This window comes from Paraburkholderia sp. HD33-4 (genome assembly GCF_021390635.1).
In the GTDB taxonomy this organism is placed as follows: Bacteria; Pseudomonadota; Gammaproteobacteria; order Burkholderiales; family Burkholderiaceae; genus Paraburkholderia.
The window spans coordinates 1,535,588-1,551,936 of sequence record NZ_JAJEJS010000002.1 but is presented as its reverse complement, the minus strand read 5'-3'; the positions used below and the strand labels follow the sequence as shown (position 1 = coordinate 1,551,936).

General features: G+C 66.6%; 14 protein-coding genes. 5 read left to right on the top strand and 9 right to left on the bottom strand.

Going from position 1 to position 16,349, the window contains the following annotated elements:
* Nucleotides 1-98: 98 nt before the first annotated feature.
* Together ahpC and prpR are read right to left on the bottom strand one after the other, a co-directional pair.
* Nucleotides 99-662 (bottom strand): alkyl hydroperoxide reductase subunit C, encoded by a 564-nt coding sequence (ahpC, locus tag L0U84_RS27200; protein WP_129958340.1) that lies wholly within the window; start codon nt 660-662, stop codon nt 99-101.
* A gap of 150 nt (nt 663-812) precedes the next feature.
* Nucleotides 813-2,834: a propionate catabolism operon regulatory protein PrpR gene (gene prpR / locus L0U84_RS27195; RefSeq protein ID WP_233854500.1), complete on the bottom strand. Its 2,022-nt coding sequence runs from the start codon at nt 2,832-2,834 to the stop codon at nt 813-815.
* A gap of 200 nt (nt 2,835-3,034) precedes the next feature.
* On the opposite strand from prpR, the gene L0U84_RS27190 reads away from it, so the two are divergent.
* From L0U84_RS27190 to L0U84_RS27180, 3 genes are all read left to right on the top strand, one after another.
* A complete protein-coding gene (locus tag L0U84_RS27190; protein WP_169499042.1) occupies nt 3,035-3,919 on the top strand; it encodes an isocitrate lyase/PEP mutase family protein in 885 nt (294 codons plus the stop codon).
* 359 nt (nt 3,920-4,278) lie between these two features.
* Nucleotides 4,279-5,718, top strand: coding sequence for an MFS transporter (locus L0U84_RS27185; protein ID WP_233854498.1), 1,440 nt, complete (start codon nt 4,279-4,281; stop codon nt 5,716-5,718).
* Between the two features lie 40 nt (nt 5,719-5,758).
* Nucleotides 5,759-6,196: a GNAT family N-acetyltransferase gene (locus L0U84_RS27180; RefSeq protein ID WP_233854496.1), complete on the top strand. Its 438-nt coding sequence runs from the start codon at nt 5,759-5,761 to the stop codon at nt 6,194-6,196.
* Nucleotides 6,197-6,235: 39 nt separating this feature from the next.
* On the opposite strand, the gene L0U84_RS27175 is transcribed toward L0U84_RS27180, so the two are convergent.
* The 3 genes from L0U84_RS27175 to L0U84_RS27165 form a co-directional block, all read right to left on the bottom strand.
* A complete protein-coding gene (locus L0U84_RS27175; protein ID WP_233854494.1) occupies nt 6,236-7,096 on the bottom strand; it encodes a 2OG-Fe(II) oxygenase in 861 nt (286 codons plus the stop codon).
* 90 nt (nt 7,097-7,186) lie between these two features.
* Nucleotides 7,187-7,672, bottom strand: a complete 486-nt coding sequence (locus L0U84_RS27170; protein ID WP_233854492.1) for a nuclear transport factor 2 family protein — start codon at nt 7,670-7,672, stop codon at nt 7,187-7,189.
* A gap of 215 nt (nt 7,673-7,887) precedes the next feature.
* Nucleotides 7,888-9,465 (bottom strand): MFS transporter, encoded by a 1,578-nt coding sequence (locus L0U84_RS27165; protein WP_233854490.1) that lies wholly within the window; start codon nt 9,463-9,465, stop codon nt 7,888-7,890.
* A 123-nt stretch (nt 9,466-9,588) separates the two neighbouring features.
* Between L0U84_RS27165 and L0U84_RS27160 the strand changes: the two genes are divergently transcribed.
* Nucleotides 9,589-10,470 (top strand): LysR family transcriptional regulator, encoded by an 882-nt coding sequence (locus tag L0U84_RS27160; protein ID WP_233854474.1) that lies wholly within the window; start codon nt 9,589-9,591, stop codon nt 10,468-10,470.
* A gap of 280 nt (nt 10,471-10,750) precedes the next feature.
* Complete coding sequence (locus tag L0U84_RS27155) at nt 10,751-12,097, top strand: DUF2325 domain-containing protein (RefSeq protein ID WP_233854472.1); 1,347 nt, start codon at nt 10,751-10,753, stop codon at nt 12,095-12,097.
* A 31-nt stretch (nt 12,098-12,128) separates the two neighbouring features.
* On the opposite strand, the gene L0U84_RS27150 is transcribed toward L0U84_RS27155, so the two are convergent.
* From L0U84_RS27150 to L0U84_RS27135, 4 genes are all read right to left on the bottom strand, one after another.
* Nucleotides 12,129-12,548 carry a winged helix-turn-helix domain-containing protein gene (locus tag L0U84_RS27150; RefSeq protein ID WP_442794052.1) on the bottom strand — a complete coding sequence of 140 codons (420 nt, stop codon included), beginning with the start codon at nt 12,546-12,548 and terminating at the stop codon, nt 12,129-12,131.
* Nucleotides 12,549-12,587: 39 nt separating this feature from the next.
* Nucleotides 12,588-13,151, bottom strand: coding sequence for a nitrogen fixation protein NifQ (locus L0U84_RS27145; protein WP_442794051.1), 564 nt, complete (start codon nt 13,149-13,151; stop codon nt 12,588-12,590).
* A 27-nt stretch (nt 13,152-13,178) separates the two neighbouring features.
* Complete coding sequence (locus tag L0U84_RS27140; protein WP_233856825.1) at nt 13,179-14,618, bottom strand: nicotinate phosphoribosyltransferase; 1,440 nt, start codon at nt 14,616-14,618, stop codon at nt 13,179-13,181.
* A 370-nt stretch (nt 14,619-14,988) separates the two neighbouring features.
* Nucleotides 14,989-16,191, bottom strand: a complete 1,203-nt coding sequence (locus tag L0U84_RS27135; RefSeq protein WP_233854468.1) for an AAA family ATPase — start codon at nt 16,189-16,191, stop codon at nt 14,989-14,991.
* Nucleotides 16,192-16,349 lie beyond the last annotated feature (158 nt).

The following is a 16,349-nucleotide window of genomic DNA, read 5'->3' as shown; positions in this document are numbered from 1 at the left end:
GGACGCGCGATACGCCGTATCAGGCGATTCGCGCGGGTGTTGCGCCGGGAAGATCCCGGTAGATGCAGACTGCGGGTGCAGCGTGAGCTGCGCGGACCTTAGATCTTGCCGATCAGGTCGAGCGACGGGGTCAGCGTTTCCGCGCCCGGCGTCCACTTGGCGGGGCACACTTCGCCCGGATGCTTCGCGATGTATTGCGCAGCCTGAACCTTGCGCAGCAGTTCGCCAGCGTCACGGCCGATGCCGTTGTCGTGGATTTCGCACAGCTTGATCTCGCCTTCCGGGTTGATCACGAACGTGCCGCGCAGCGCGAGGCCTTCTTCTTCGATCAGCACGTCGAAGTTGCGCGAGATAGCGAGCGTCGGGTCAGCCAGCATCGGGTACTTGATCTTCTGGATCGTGTCCGACGTGTCGTGCCAGGCCTTGTGCGTGAAGTGCGTGTCGGTCGAGACGCTGTAGATCTCAACGCCGATCTTCTTGAACTCTTCGTAACGATCGGCCAGGTCACCCAGTTCGGTCGGGCACACGAACGTGAAGTCGGCCGGGTAGAACACGAAAACCGACCACTTGCCCTTCAGGCTTTCTTCAGTGACGGTCTTGAAATCGCCGTTGTGGTAAGCCTGTGCTTTGAACGGTTTGACTTGACTGTTGATGATCGGCATTTGCTGAATCCTCTCTGTGAGGGGGGTTGGAAAGTGGAGTCAGTATGTCAGACTGCGCTTAATAGGTAAAGTGGATTGTATTAATGAGATCAATAGTCTGACCCTATTCACTTTACCGGTCCAGACTATCGGAATGATTTGCCGGGCGGTTCAGCCCTTCAGAAGCCGCCACAGCGTGGTGCGGCCGATGCCGAGCGCGCGGCTCGCGGCGGCGCGATTGCCGCCGGATCGTTCGAGGGCGCGCAGCGCGTCCTCGCGGCTGGGGGTGGCGCGGGTCGCCGAACTGCCGGGCGGAGAGCCCTGAGGCGCCTGCGTAACACGCTCGACGCCGGCCGGCCTGACCCGGGTGAACTCGGGAAACACAGCCTGCCAGTCTGGCAATGCGTCGGCGGTCGAGTTCCCGGACATCTCGCCGGTCACGTCGCCCATATAAATCGCCGCGCGCGCCAGCAGATTTTCTAGTTCGCGGACGTTGCCGGGCCACGCGTAGTTCGCAAAAAGCGGGGCGAGAAACGCGAGCACCCGCTCGAGCGCCGCCGCCGACAAGCCGTACTGCAGCGCGCTGCGCTCCAGCAGATGGCGCGCCAGCGGCGCGATGTCGGCGCGGCGTTCGCGCAGCGGCGGCAATTTTATCTGAAGCAGATTTAATCTGAAATACAGATCCGCGCGAAACGAGCCCTGCTCGACGAGCGCGTGCAGATCGCGATGCGTCGCGGCAATCACTCGCACATCGACCGGCGTCGCGCGGCCCGCGCCGAGCTTCATCACCTCGCGCTCCTGCAGCACGCGCAACAGCCGGCTTTGCAGCGCCGCCGGCATCTCGCCGATTTCATCGAGAAAAATGGTGCCGGTGTGCGCGATTTCAAACAGCCCCGGCTTGCCGCCGCGCCGCGCCCCCGTGAACGCCCCTTCCTCGTGCCCGAACAGTTCGCTTTCGATCAGCCCCTCGGGCAGCGCCGCGCAGTTGAACGCGACGAACGGATTGCCGCGCCGCCGGCTCGCGTTGTGGATGCCCTGGGCGACCAACTCCTTGCCGGTGCCGCTTTCGCCGCTCAGCAGCACGGTCGCGTCGTGCGCGGCGCCTGCGCGCGCGAGCCGGCGCACCCGTTCGAGCGCCACTGAAGCGCCGATCAGATCGTCGAGCCGATGCCGCGCGACCAGATGCCTCGGGCGCTGGCTGGTACGCAGCGAACGGTCGATCCGCTGCGCAACGAGCGCGTCCTGCGCGGTCACGACGAAACCGGCGCGCGCGCCCTGCTCGACGATCGGCACACAGCTGACGATCAGCGCGCGGCCGCCGATCTGCTCGATGCGTTCGTCGACGGGCTGCTCGGCGGTGCGCGTCTCGCGCAGCAGCGGCGCGAGCGCACGAGCGACTCGCGCCGGGGTGTCCTCGTCGCCTTTGGGAAACTGCTGGGCAGCGCCTGGACCGAGCAGTTCGAGCATCGCCGGATTGACCGCTTCGAGCTGGCCGGCTTCGTCGAACGCGGCGACGCCGTCGCGCAGATGAGCGACGATCGTGTTCAGGCGCACCCGCTTCGATTCCTTCTGGCGGCTCACGCGCGCGAGTTCGACCGAGCGCTCGAACGCTTCCTCGACCGCGGCGAGCGAGTACAGGAACACGCTTTCCATGCCGGCCTGCTGCGCCAGATCGCAGGCCATGCCGGCGCCGACCACCACGCGGCAGCCTTGCGCGGCGAGTTCATCGACCGCGAGCCGCACTTCGTCGATCGACCGGTACGCGCGTTGCCGCAGATCGACATTCAGCAGCGGGCTCAGGTCGGCCAGTTCCTGCGCGATCGCTTCATGCAGCACGAGCCCGATGCGCGCCTGCGGCCACGTAGCGGTGGCGCGCGTGATCGCGCTCAACACGTCGAAGCCGTTCACCTTGACCATGACGACCGGCACGCTGAGGTTCTCGCGCAGGTACGCGCCGTTCGACCCGGCGGACAGTACGACGTCGACGGAACCCGCGTCGACGTATGCCTGCAGCGCGGCGACGGCGGCCCCGTAGCCCTCGCGCACCGTGAAGAATTTCGCCCGGCCGGCATAGCGCGGCGCTACCGCCTCGCAAAGCGATTGCAGTCGGCTGATACTGACGAGTGCGACGCCGGGGCGGCCGGCATCGACGGCGGGACTCGGGTTCGCGACGAATGGTGTGAACGTGGACACCGCGGCTCTCCTTGATTGAAACGTTCCGAGAAACGTTTCATGAAACGTTCCAGCGATTGTGCCACGAACCTTCAGGTCGAGCCCATTTCGCGCAAACCCTTGTTGCAGCGGCCCGACCCGCACAACGCCAGCTTATGGCACGTTTCCTGCGGAAGGTCGCCCGCGTTCCACTAACGATTGCTCTTCTGGAGACCCGCATCATGACCACCACTTCCGCCACCCGCCGCGCCGCCTTCCGCGCCAAGGTCAATCAGCGTCAGGGCCTGCTCGTGCCCGGCGCGTTCAATGCGATGAGCGCGCGCGTGATCGAGGACGCCGGCTTCGAGGCGGTCTATATCACCGGCGCGGGCGTCACCAACATGTCGCTCGGCCTGCCCGACCTCGGCTTCATCGGCCTCGCCGAGGTCGCCGAGCACACCGCGCGGATCCGCGACGCGGTCGCGCTGCCGCTGATCGTCGATGCCGACACCGGCTTCGGCAACGCGCTGAACGTGCGCCAGACCGTGCGCGTGCTCGAGCGCAGCGGCGCCGACGTGATCCAGTTCGAAGACCAGGTAATGCCGAAGAAATGCGGCCACTTCTCGGGCAAGGAAGTCGTCGCGACGAGCGAGATGGTCGGCAAGATCCGCGCGGCCGTCGACGCGCGCGAAGACGCGAACCTGCAGATCATGGCGCGCACCGACGCGGCGGCGGTCCACGGCATCGAGGACGCGATCGAGCGCGGTCATCGCTTCATCGAGGCGGGCGCCGACATTCTGTTCATCGAGGCGACCGAATCGCTCGCCGACATCGAGCGTTTGCCGGGGCTGTTCGACGTGCCGCAGCTGATCAACATCGTGATCGGCGGCAAGACGCCGGTGCAGTCGCGCGACGCGCTCGGCAAGCTTGGCTACGGCATCGTGCTGTACGCGAACGCGGCGCTGCAAGGTGCGGTGCTCGGCATGCAGCGCGCGCTCGGCACGCTGCAAAGCAACGGCCGCCTCGACGAGGACGCGACGATCGTCGCGCCGTTCAGCGAGCGCCAGCGGCTCGTCAACAAGCCGCTGTATGACCGGCTGGACAAGGAGTATGCGGCGAAGGACTGACGCACCGGCGGCGGCGCGGCGGTGCGACGCGCTGCACGCCACCGCGATATGGGACTCTTTATTGCGTTAGGATTCAGGGCTGGCAATCAGGGCTGGCAATCAGGGCTGGCAATCAGGGCTGGCAATCGGGGCTGGCAATCGGGGCTGAAAATCAGGCAAGCTGATGTTCCCGCCAGCCCGGCGCGACCGTTCGCGGCCCCGGCCTCTGTCGCCCGGCCCGTTTTCCCGGATGACGGCCGAAACACCCAACGCAATCAAAAGGTAGTCGCAAGCATCATGACGTCGAACTCTTCGCGCGGCCCGCGCCGACCTGTCCATGGTCTTTCCGCCCTCAGGCGCCTGGCAGAGGAGCTTGCGCGATGAGCACGAGCGGCACGCGCACCGCGCACGTCGGCTGGCTGCCGTACATCGTCGCGGCCACCTTCTTCATGGAGTACCTCGACACCACGGTGATCGCCACCGCGCTGCCGCAGATGGCGCGTTCGTTCGGCGTCGGCCCGAACAGCCTGAGTCTCGGCATGACCGCCTACATGCTCGCGCTCGCGATCTTCATCCCGGCGAGCGGCTGGGTCGCCGACCGCTGCGGCGCGCGCACCGTGTTCGTCAGCGCGATCGGCGTGTTCACGGTCGCGTCGATACTGTGCGGGCTGTCGCAGAACGTGCCCGAGTTCACGGCCGCGCGGCTGCTGCAAGGCATCGGCGGCGCGATGATGGTGCCGGTCGGCCGTTTGATCGTGGTCCGCAGCACCGAGAAAGCCCGCATGATGCAGGCGATCTCGACAATCACCTGGCCGGCCATCGCGGCGCCGGTGGTCGGCCCGCCGATCGGCGGCTTCATTACGACCTACGCGTCGTGGCGCTGGATCTTCCTGCTGAACGTGCCATTCGGCCTCGCGGCGATCGCCGTCGCGCTCGCCATCGTGCCGAACCTGCGCGGCACCGAACGCAAGCCTCTCGACGTCGTCGGCCTGCTGCTCAGCGGCGTCGCGCTGACCGCGATCCTCTACGGCGCGGAGCTCGCGAGCCAGCCGGCCACCAACCCGTGGCTCGCAATCTCGATCGTGGCGGGTGGTCTGCTGGTCGGTGTGGTCGCTTTCCTGCACGCGAAGCATCATCCGAATCCGCTCGTCGACGTGTCGACGCTGAAGGTGCCGACGTTCTCGGTGACGGTCATCACCGGCTCGTTCACGCGCATCGGCATCGGCGCGGTGCCGTATCTGATGCCGCTGCTGTTCCAGGTCGGCTTCGGTCTGTCGGCGTTCCGCTCGGGTCTGCTGCTGCTCGCTAGCGCGCTTGGCAACCTCGGCATGAAGGCGCTGACCACGCGCATCCTGCAACGCTATGGCTTCCGGATGGTGTCGATCGTCGACGTGGCGGTGGCCGGCATTTTCATCATCGCGTGCGGACTGCTGACGCCGGATGTGCCGCTCGTGTTCGTGCTGATCGTCGTATTCGTGTACGGCGTCGCGCGCTCGATGCAGTTCTCGACGCTCGCGACGCTCGCCTACGCCGACATCCCGCAGCCGCAGATGAGCGCAGCCAGCACGTTGTGGAGCGCGGCCGCGCAGATGACGATCGGTCTAGGCATCGCGTTCGGCGCGGTGTCGCTGCGCGTCGCGGCGCTGTTCAACGGCGAGACGACCGGCCACGTGTTCACTCTCGACGATTTCCGCCTCGCGTTCCTGTTCGCCGGCGTGCTGACGCTGCTGTCGGTGCTCGGTTATATGGGGCTCGCGCGCAACGCCGGACAGAGCATCGGCGGAGGCTCGCGCGGCGGCGAGACCACGGCGAAGAGCTGACGGGCACACGCTACCGCTACGCGAACCAGGGAGACGCGACTTGCAAGCAGGCGAACTGACGATTTCCAGCCGCAACGACGATCTCGACCTCGACATGGTCTACACGTTCCTGTCGCGGGAAACGCCGTGGGCCAAGGGCATGCCGCGCGCGACCTTCGAGCGGGCCGTCGCCGGTTCGCTGTGCTTTGGCGGCTTTGTCGACGGTAAGCAGATCGCGTTCGCGCGCCTCATCACCGACGCGGCGACCTTCGCTTACCTGTGCGACGTGTTCGTACTGCCGGTGTATCGCGGCCGGGGGTATGCGTCGGTGTTGATGAAACACATCTTCGCGAGCCCCTCGCTCGCCAGCCTGCGCAGGATCGTGCTGGTCACGACCGACGCGCATCACGTCTATGCGCCGCATGGGTTCACGTCGCTCGCGAACCCCGAGCGGTATATGGAGCTGCACCGGCCGGACGTTTACAAAACGGCCGACTAGGCGCCGTGTCAGCACGCTTACCACTCGCGGAATTCAGCCTCAGCCGTACGCGCGCTCGCGCATCCACTTCGTCATGATCCATTTGTCGCCGGCCAGCACCGGCGCGCCGCCGTGCAGTGTCGACGGATCGAGCTGGCGCTCACCGTTCATGTAGCGGAAATACACCGCGCCGCCCGCGCGCGCCGCGACCGACAGGCCCGCCGCGGGAAACACCGTCTCGCCGCCGTCGGCGACGTCGTTCAGATAGATGATCAGCGTCGCGACGCGTTGGCCGCCCTGCGCGGTGTGCACCGCGCTGCCCGGCTGATCGGGCGAGAAGAAGTCGAAATGCGGGCTGTATTCGCCGCTCGTGTCGTAATGCAGCACCTGCAGGCCCTCGCCGTTTTCGAGCGGCCAGTTCGTCAGGCTCTCGATGCGCCGTTCGATTCGCGCGATCAACTCGTCCTCGCCGCGCCGATACCAGACGCCCTCGCTGGTGCGATTGCGGATCACGTCCTCGTGGCCGGTCAGCGGATTGACCGTCGTCGAGCGTGCCAACCGATCCCGCGAGCGTTCGATCAGCTCGGCGCATTCGGCGACGGACAGCAGGTCGGCGAACACCACGAGCTGCGGATGCTCGCAGCGCAGCAGCACGCGAACGGCGCGGTCGTCGGTGTGGATCAGGTTGCCGCGCGCGACTGGCGCGTCGTCGTATCGATAAGGCTGGGTGGCCGGATCGGCGACGGCGACCATCGTGGCGGAGTCGGCCGTGCGCCGGTCGAACGCATGATGGACGGCAACGCGGGCGTCGCCGTCGGCAAAACCGGCCTGCACCATCGCGTCGATCATCGAGCCCGGCGTGCAGCCGCGCGCGACATTGCTGCTCAGCCAATCTTGCCAGGCGGCATCGACGACTCGCATAGCGCTTCCCTTGCAGCGGCCCGGCAACGAGTGCCGGCACGCTCGTGCTTCGATGATAGCCAGCGCGATGGGCGCGGCGCCCGCACGCGCCTATTCGCGCTCGCGCTGCAACTGCCCGCGATAGTGCAGCAGGCCCCGGCGCGCCTGCTGCCTCAGCAGCCGCTGCACGAACGGCGACCAGCCGAACAGCGTGCCGCGCACGCCCATCGCCTGCCGCATCCACAGCCACAGATCGAAGCGGTCACGATGCTCGACGATGAGCCCGTCGCGGAACACGAAACGCGCCTCGATCCGGTTCACGACGTCGCGCCCAGTCTGGACGAAACGGTAGCGAGCCACCCACTGCGCGCGGCCGGTGCGGTCGTCCGCTTCGATATCGCTGAAGGTCAGCGTGAAGTCCTGCGCATGCTTGACGAGCATGCGCCACATGTCGCGCGCTTCGTCGCCGACCAGCTCGCCAAAGGCGGGGTCGCTGAAGACGACGTCGTCGGCATAACAGGCGACCATGGTCTCGGCGTCGCGTTGCTGGAAGGCGGTGTAGAAGCGTTCGATCAGCTCGGTGTTGGGATGGCTCATTGATCTCGTATGGTGTATTGCGGGAGCGCATGATGCATGCGCGCAGTCGCGCCGCGCTCCGGAAAAACAGCCCGCGCGCGGTAGGCGGCGGGCATGGCGCACACGATATAGGAAAACGGGAAGAATGGGGGCAGCGCGAGCCGGTGATGGCTTTACTTTTCCTGCCGCACGATTCCTGCCGCACGATCACCGCCGCACGATTCCGGCTTCCCGCTTCACCCCTCCGATACCGCGCCCGTCATCCGCACGACCTCCGTCCGCCCGGCCAGCCCCCACACCACCACGGCCACCGACGCCGCGACGAGCGCCGCCACGCCCAGCGCCGCAGCAAAACCCGCGGCGAAGCTTGCCTGAGCGGCCGCCGTCAGCGTCGCGCGTAGCGCGGGCGCCAGTGACACAGTGGCCTGCGCGGTGTCGCCCGCCATCACGCGCGACATGAACCCGGCGTCGAGCGCGGCGCGCACGGCCGGCGTCAGTGGCGTGGCCGCGACGAACGCCGCGCGCGTGTGCGCGGCCAGTACCGCGCCGAGCACGCCGACCGAGGTGACGATCGCGGTAAAGCGCGTCGTCGTGCTGATCCCCGAAGCCATCCCGGTCCGCTCCGGCGGCACGCACGCCATGATCGCCTTCTGGGTGTCGCCGTTCAGCACGCCCGCGCCGAGTCCGGTCACGAACATGCCGCCCGCGACCCATGCGTAGCGCGCGCCGCCGGCCGCGAACGCGGTCAGCAGATTGCCGAGCGCGATCAGCAGCAGGCCCGCGCTCAGCAGCAGCATCGGCGGAATCCGTCTGCCGAGCGCCGCGCCAACGTAGGGCCCCACGACCATCGCAAGTGCGAACGGCAGCATGCCGATGCCCGCGGCCACCGCCGACAAGCCGAACGCGTTCTGCAGATACAGCGGCAGGAACGTCATCATCACTTGCGCGCATGCGGCATAGCCGAACATCGCGAGCACCGCGGCGACGAAACGCGGCTGGCGGAACAGCGCGAGATCGATCATCGGATGCGCGCGGCGCCGCTGCAGTTGCACGAACGCGCCGCCCAGCAGCGCGCAGACCGCGAGCCGCGCGCCGGTGGTCCAGCTTGCAAAGCCGTGCGACGGCGCGTCGATCAATGCCCAGATGCCGCTGGCGAGCGCGAGGCCGAATAACAGGCTGCCGGCGCCATCGAGCGGACCGGGCGCGGGGTTGCGCGACTCGGCGAGCTCGCGCGACGCGCACCAGCCAAGCACGGCGCACACCGGAAGATTGAGCAGAAAGATCCAGCGCCAGCCGAGCCATTGCGTGATCACGCCGCCGACCAGCGGCGCGATCGTCGTCGCGACGCCCATGCAGGTGCCCCACACCGCCCACGCGCGTACGCGGGCGGGGCCGTCGTGAAAGGTGTTGGCGATGACCGCGAGCGCGGCCGTCAGCAGCATCGCGGCACCCACGCCTTTGACCGCGCGCGCCACGTTCAACACGAGCGCCGATGTCGCGAGCCCGCAACCAAATGACGCCAGGCTGAACACCGCGAGCCCGACGAGCAGCATGCGCTTGCGGCCCACGCGATCGGCGAGCGCACCCGCGCACAGCAGGCACGACGCGAACGCGACCATGTAGGCGCTGACGACCCATTCGACCTCGGCGAAGCTCGCGTGGAACGAGCGCGCAATCGACGGCAGCGACACGGCGACCACATTGGTATCGAGCACGATCAGCGCGCAGGTGGCCGACGCGATGGCCAGCACGAAAGCGGGACGGGCGGCGGGCAGCGGCGTTGCCGACGCATGGCGGTGGCGGACAGATGACATAGGGATCGTTCGCGAAAACGCGAAGGACGGAGCGGAAGTGACGTCATCGTAACCGCCGTACTATTGCCTGTCATTCACCTAAAATCACAGAATAATTAGCAATTCGATCAATACTGGAAAAGCATGCGACAACTTGAACTGCGTCATATCCGTGCCTTCGTGTGCGTCGCTCAACAGCTGCATTTCGCGCGCGCCGCCGACGAACTCGGCATCGCCGCGCCGTCGCTGACGCGGCTGATTCAGGAGACCGAGCGCCTGCTCGGCGTGCGGCTGTTCTATCGCACGAAGCGTTCGGTCGCGTTGAGCGCGGCGGGCAGCGCCTATCTCGCCGAAGCGCTGGTCGCGCTCGATCATCTCGAGCGCGCCGCGCAGCGCGCGTTGCTCGCCGGACGTGGCGAAGTGGGACGCATCGAGATCGGCTATGTGGCGTCGGCCGCCTATGCGGGCGTCTTGCAGAAAGCGGTCGGCGGCTTTCGCGGCACCCATGCGGGCGTCGAGGTATCGATCCGCGAAGTGCCGATGGACGAGGTCGCCGCGATGCTCGGCGACGGTCTGCTCGACGCTGCCTACGTGCGTCCGCCGATGCCGCTCGCGAGCGGCATTCAGGCCACGACCGTGCATCGCGACCGATTCGTGCTCGCGCTGCCGGCTGATTCTCCACTCACGAGCTCGGCCAGCGTGCGTCCCGCGCAGTTGCGCGACCAGTGTTTTGTCCTGCCCGAACAGGAGTCAGGCACCTTCGAAGTCGCGCGGCGCGGGCGTTTCTCGGCGCGGCTCGGCCCGCGTCCTGGCACGCTCGCGGCCGTGCTCGCCTGCGTGTCGCTCGGCGGCTACGTGTCGGTCGTGCCGCATACGCTCGCCGATTGCATTGCGCTGCCCGGCGTCGTCTACCGCGACATCGCTGGTCAGCCGATCAGGTCCGAAATCGCGCTCGCGTTCCGTCAGCACGAGCGAGCGCCGGCCGTCAAGGCGTTCCTGCGCTTCGCGCGTGGTGGTAAAGACTGAGGCTGACGGCAGCGCCGCTACGTGAATCCAGCTCGGTGATAGCGAACGGTCGTCAGGTTTCGCGTCCACACAGCGGCGGCCTTTCGTTATATCCTCTCGAATATTACGGTAGGGCTTGCCGACGAGCGGCGAAGTTCAACGAAGCACAGGAGCCGCCGAATGACCGCTATTCTCGCGTACCGTTATATCAACGCGAATACATCGACGACGATGAATTTGCAGTGAACGGGTGCCACGCACGCGTTCGGCACGACTGACACGAACCGGATTCGAGACCGACATGCATACGCCCCCGTTTCCAATGGCTCAGCCTCAGCGCCTCAAGCTATCAGGCGACGAGCTTGCGAGCACCGGCATCCGCGCGCCGCACGACGCCTGCTGCTCGCCAGTCAATGCAGCGCCGGCGAACGTCAGACGTCGCGCGCGTCTGTCCGAACTCGACTGTCATCTGCATTGCTCGATCATCGGCACCTGTCTGGGCACGCACGAATTGCGCAAGCTGGTGCCGAAATTTGCCGCCCTCGATCGCCACGACTCGACCGATCTCGAGATCCACCACACGGCGGTTGAACTCGCGATCGCCGGCGGTCCGGGTGCGAAGGCGCTGCACAAGCTGCTCGACGAACGCTATGCAATCGCGATCCGCCGCTTCGCCAACGCCGCCGACGATACCGGGCTACTGACGCTGTGGGACGAAGCGCTCAAAAGCGGCGACATCCCATCCGCTTACTGGGCGCTGATGACCCATCCGCTCGCAACGATGCCAGTCCGCCAGAAGGCATTCGGCGACTTGCACATGCTGTCGCATCTGGTCGGCGCGGCCAATCGCGCGGACATACGCCGGCTCGTCGCGCTGGAGGAAGAAAACGCCGCGCTGAAGGAGAAAATCGACCGGCAACAAAGCCGCATGCAGCAACTATGCATCGAGCGCGATGCGTCGATCGCGGCGCTCAACGATCAGATCGCGCGACTGCAAGCAAACCCGTTGCCCGCTGACACCATCGGCCTCGAAGCCCAGGTGCAGCAACTACGCGAGTGGCTCGCCGTCGCCGATCAACGCGTTGCGCTGCATACGAGCCGGCGCGAGGCGGCCGAGCAACGTATGCAGCAGGAACAGGACGCGGCTGCGGCGCTGCGTCAAAGCCGCGATCACGCGCTCGCGCTGCTCAAACTCGTACAGAACGAGTGCGACGCGCTCGAACGTGCGACCGTCGAGGCCGCCGATGCCGAGAACGCCACCGGCCCGCGCCGCGCGAGCCTCGTCGGCGTGCAGGGCAAACGGATCATTTACGTGGGCGGCCGGCCCGGCTCCAATGCCGCGCTCAAGCGGCTCGTCGATGCGGCCGGCGGCGAACTGGTGGTGCATGACGGCGGCATCGAGGATCGCAAGGGGCTGTTGGCCGCCGCGCTGCCGGGCGCGGATATCGTCGTGTTTCCGGTTGATTGCGTCGATCACGATTCGATGTCCACGCTGAAGCGGATCTGCGAGCGTCATGGGATCGACTATCACCCGCTGCGCACGGCGAGCGTCGCGAGCTTCGTCGAGTTGATCGCGCGGCTGCATCCGGAGCACGTCGCGCAGCTTCGCAATCCGCCGCCTTCGGCGTTCTGTTTGCGGCACGGCTGAGCGCCTGTCTCTCAGGCGCGAACGAAACCCTTCACGGGCGAATCAGTTTCATCAGTTCGGCGATCTGCTTCGCACAGCTTCGCCGCGCCTCTTCCTCGACGTCGCGATACAGGCGGATGATGGTTTCGCCGACCGGCGTCAGCGTGCAGCCGCCGCCGCTCTGACCGCCCTGCTCCGAATGCGTGGCCGGCGATTTCAGCGAGCGGTTCAACTCGTCGATCAACAGCCACGCGCGCCGGTACGACATGTCGAGACTGCGCGCCGCCGCCGAGATCGAACCACATTCGCGCACCGCTTCGAGCAGATCGACCTTGCCTGGCCCGAGTGCAACCGCATCGCCGTTGCGGATGCGCATTCTGAAGCGCACTTCGGGACGCGTCTTCGTGGACTTCGTCGCCGGAGCGGCTTTGGTTTTCGTGGGTTTTGCGGTGTCGGTCATGCGCGCAAGCATACACGAACGGTTTCGCGCCGCGACCTCCGGGGACGCGCGTCAAAGCCGCCCTGGAAAGCAGTATCCGTAGTCTTCACAGCCTGGGCAACCCGGCGCTGGTCCCGGCTCCTGGCCCAGAGAAAGCGCGCATTGCGCGGCGAGGAATTTCTTCCAGCGCAGGTTATCGACGTTGCGCGCGACCAGTGCCGGAAAGTAGCGCGTGAGCATCCACGTCACGTCATCGCGGCCCGCGAGGCCGAGGTCGCGCCATAGATGATCTGGACGCAAACATGCATGGGCGATGATCGTCGCGAGGCAATGCGCGTCGTCGGGATCAACCGCGCTGCTCGCGTTCGCGACGAGCAGCGCGTGCAGTGCGTGGACGAAGTTCGCGTGTTCGCTGGGAACCACCGAAAGCGGCAAGGCCGGAATGCGCGCACCAACGAAGTGCCTCGCTAGCAGCGCGCGCCATGCGTGCGCTGGCAGGCCGAGCAACGCGAGTTCATTGCGAACCTCGCGCGCGGCGATCAGTCGGGCGAACAGACGCGTATCGGCGCACCCGGGTTCGGCGGCCTCGCCTAGCCATGCGCGCATGCAGTCAGTGCTCAACGGATCGTCAGACATGGCTGAACCCGCGCCAGGAGAAGTGAATCAAGCCTCGTCCGCATACGCGCGGCTTCGAATCTCGGCCAGCGACGCATCCACCAGCAAGCGGCCCGCATCGAACACCGTCTCGAGCGCTTCGTCCCACTCGCCCGCCACCGTGCGCACGTCCCACACGATCGGCAACGTCACCGTCCGGTACTCGCCGCTGCGGCGATGGCGCAGCAACGTGAGCCGGCCTTTCATCGAGCGCTTGGCGTGATCCGTGACCGGATCCTTCGACACGTCGTGCCACGTGTCGCCTAGCCGGATCGCCGAGCACTTCATCGCGAAGCGCTGCGTATCGCGGTTGATCTGCTGCAATAGCGCGCCACCCATGCCGAACACGATGTTGTCGGCGGCGAAGCCGGCCTCGTCCATCGCGGCGAGGATCGCGACGATCGAATCCGGGTTCACGCCGTCGCCCTGAATCACACGCACATGGTCGAGCACGCGCCGCCCCTTGCTGTTCGTCTGGGAGCCGAACGACGCCTCCAGCGAGCGCAGCGTGTGCAGGACGATCGTGCACGGATCGCCGGAGTCCGGCCGAATCACGAGCGTGCCGCCGGCATCGAGCACGGCCTGCTTCAACTCGCCGCCCCAGGCGTTCAGCGCGGCGAACAGGTCGTAGGAATCGGACACCACCGATACGATCGCGCCCGGCTTGCCGAAGCGGGCGATCATGTTGCGATACGCATCGACCTCGCGCTCCCGGCCCCACGACGTGATCGTGCTGTGCTCGGCCGCCGGCACCGAGAACGCCGCCATGCTGTCGTGATAGTAGTGATTGGCCGCAACCACGCCGAGCACCGTATCCGAACCCATGAAGCTGACCAGATGCGCCGCGCCGCCGATCGCCGCCGACTCCGCGCTCGACACGCCGCGCGCGCCGAAATCATGCAGCTTGAACGGCAGTTGCGACAGGTCGTCGCTGCTTTTCAGCAGATACTCACGGATCGTCTGGCGCAGATGCCAGCTTTGCGTTGCAACCGTGATCGGATACCAGACGCGCATCAGCATCGTCTCCAGATACGACGCGAGCCAGAACACCTCGGGGTCGTCGCATTCGACGGTGACGAGCACGTTGTGGGTCGGCACGACGGAGCCTTCCGGCACCGCGCGAATCCGCACGGGAAGATAGCCGCCGTATTGCTGCACGACGTAGCGCCAGCCCGCTTCGTTGAACGGCTCGCCGTGCGCGCCGAAGAAGCCGCGGGCCTGGTCGATCATCGCGCCGGTCACCGGCCGGCACAGATACTCCTTCAGCAGCATCTGCAGGCCGAAGAACAGCGTGCGCTCGTAACGTCCGCCGCGCGATTCGATGTACGAGAACATCCCCGTCGCGTCGGGCGGATATTGCAGATAGTGCGATGCCTTGTACGAATCCGTATTGAGAATCGGATTGGCCAGGATCGACGCGAGGTCGCTGAAACCCTGCGCGTGTTGCATGGACGGTACTGCGCTCACGTGATTTTCCTGCTTGATTGACCGGACGGCGCGAGCCTGCCCATCGCTTTCGAAACGCTGACGCCGCCGCTCCAGACCTTCAGAATATGCCGGGGATGCCCCTGTGTCTCACCTTACTACGGTATGCGCGATAGCGCTCGTCGTCGGACAGCAGCTTCTCTTCGAGCAGGATGCGACCAACTTGCAGCGCGGACTGGCAACCATAGAAGATCAGGTTGCCAATCCCGAAGTTCACGAGCAGAAAGCCGCGCCGGCCGTTTCAGGGATCAGTTGCACGCCGGGCGAAAGCCGCACCGCGGCAGCCGCACCGGATGTGCTTCCGATCGCGGGCAGTAGCCGGCAAGCAGGCCGCCTAGACACCGGGCTTCAATTGCGGCGGCTGATTCGGCCACGTTGCCAGCAGCCGGCCGAGCACGCTCCTGCGGCGCTCGGCACCGGCGGGCCACAGCATCTTCGCCAGCAGGACGATGCCTTGCGCAAGCCCGCTGTCGCGCGCACTAGTGACGAGCGGCACGCCGCGGCTCAGCGCGTCGTTGACGTGCTGATCGTCGCGCGGCAGTTGATGCGCGACCTTCGCGCCGAGCGTGCGTTCGAGCATCGGCAGGTTGATCTGCGCATCCTTGTCGTACTGGTTGACGACGATCCGCACCTTGCTGGCCGGATGTCCGAGTTCGCGGAAGATATCGAGCATGCGGCGCGCGCCATGCAGATACAGCGGGTTCTGCCGCACCACCATGCAGATCGCGTCGCTATGCGCGAGCGCACGGATCGTCAACGGATTCAGGCTCGGGCCGATGTCGATCAGCACCGCGTCATAGCGCTCGCGCACCAGCGTCAGAATCCGGTCGAGTTGCCCAGGCAACAGTTCCGCGGCCTTCAACGGATCGCCTGCGCCGGCGAGCAGATCGAGGTTCGGGCGCACGTGCATCGCGCACGCGTCGAACAGCGCCGCGTCGAGTTGCTCGTTGCGCGAGCACAGATCGGCGAGCGTCATGGGCGGCGGGCGATTCGCCATCAGCAGGCTCGCGTCGGCGAATTGCTGGCTCAGGTCGATCAGCAGCACGCGACGCTCGCGCTGCGCGGCGAGCGCGCACGCGAGGTTGACCGCGATCAGCGTGGTGCCGCTGCCGCCCTTGCTCGACGCCAGCGTGACCACGCGCGCGCCGCGCCGCTCGGGCTCGCGGCGCCACGCCTCGATCTGCGCGAGCGCATCGGCGACGTCCTGACGATCGAGCGGCCACGACAGCACATGCCGCACGCCGGCGCGCAGCGCCGCGCCGATCAGAGCGGTGGACGGCGCCGGCGTCACCAGCATGCAATGGAGCGTCGGCGCGCAGGCGAGCGTTTCCTCGATGCCGTCGAGTCCCCGGACGTTCAGATTGGCGTCGTCGACGATCAGCAGGTCGGCGCCGCGGACCATGCGCAGATGCATCGGCAGTTGCCGGGCCGAACCGTACGCGGTGTGCAGCCGGTAGCGCACACCGCTCTCTTCGAGCCGCACGACGATGCGCTGCGCGTTTTCAATGCTCGCGGCAATCAGGAAGATGTCGATCATGGCAGCTCTTCGGCGCTTGGCGCGTCATGCGCGGGTTTTTATTCAAGTCGTCTGTTCACGATCGGCGCCCCCAGGCTTCGGCGCGAGCGCCTTACCGCGGCGCTCCTCCGTGAAGACCATGCGCCGGCAAACGATGTTATCGGGCTCCCTGTGCGGCC

Bases quoted from the DNA above. Each gene is read 5' to 3' on its own strand.
- L0U84_RS27160 (WP_233854474.1), top strand. From the start codon at position 9,589: ATGCGACAACTTGAACTGCGTCATATCCGTGCCTTCGTGTGCGTCGCT.
- L0U84_RS27185 (WP_233854498.1), top strand. From the start codon at position 4,279: ATGAGCACGAGCGGCACGCGCACCGCGCACGTCGGCTGGCTGCCGTAC.
- L0U84_RS27155 (WP_233854472.1), top strand. From the start codon at position 10,751: ATGCATACGCCCCCGTTTCCAATGGCTCAGCCTCAGCGCCTCAAGCTA.
- ahpC (WP_129958340.1), bottom strand. From the start codon at position 662: ATGCCGATCATCAACAGTCAAGTCAAACCGTTCAAAGCACAGGCTTAC.
- L0U84_RS27175 (WP_233854494.1), bottom strand. From the start codon at position 7,096: ATGCGAGTCGTCGATGCCGCCTGGCAAGATTGGCTGAGCAGCAATGTC.
- L0U84_RS27165 (WP_233854490.1), bottom strand. From the start codon at position 9,465: ATGTCATCTGTCCGCCACCGCCATGCGTCGGCAACGCCGCTGCCCGCC.
- L0U84_RS27135 (WP_233854468.1), bottom strand. From the start codon at position 16,191: ATGATCGACATCTTCCTGATTGCCGCGAGCATTGAAAACGCGCAGCGC.
- L0U84_RS27140 (WP_233856825.1), bottom strand. From the start codon at position 14,618: ATGCAACACGCGCAGGGTTTCAGCGACCTCGCGTCGATCCTGGCCAAT.
- L0U84_RS27190 (WP_169499042.1), top strand. From the start codon at position 3,035: ATGACCACCACTTCCGCCACCCGCCGCGCCGCCTTCCGCGCCAAGGTC.
- L0U84_RS27145 (WP_442794051.1), bottom strand. From the start codon at position 13,151: ATGTCTGACGATCCGTTGAGCACTGACTGCATGCGCGCATGGCTAGGC.
- L0U84_RS27170 (WP_233854492.1), bottom strand. From the start codon at position 7,672: ATGAGCCATCCCAACACCGAGCTGATCGAACGCTTCTACACCGCCTTC.
- L0U84_RS27150 (WP_442794052.1), bottom strand. From the start codon at position 12,548: ATGCTTGCGCGCATGACCGACACCGCAAAACCCACGAAAACCAAAGCC.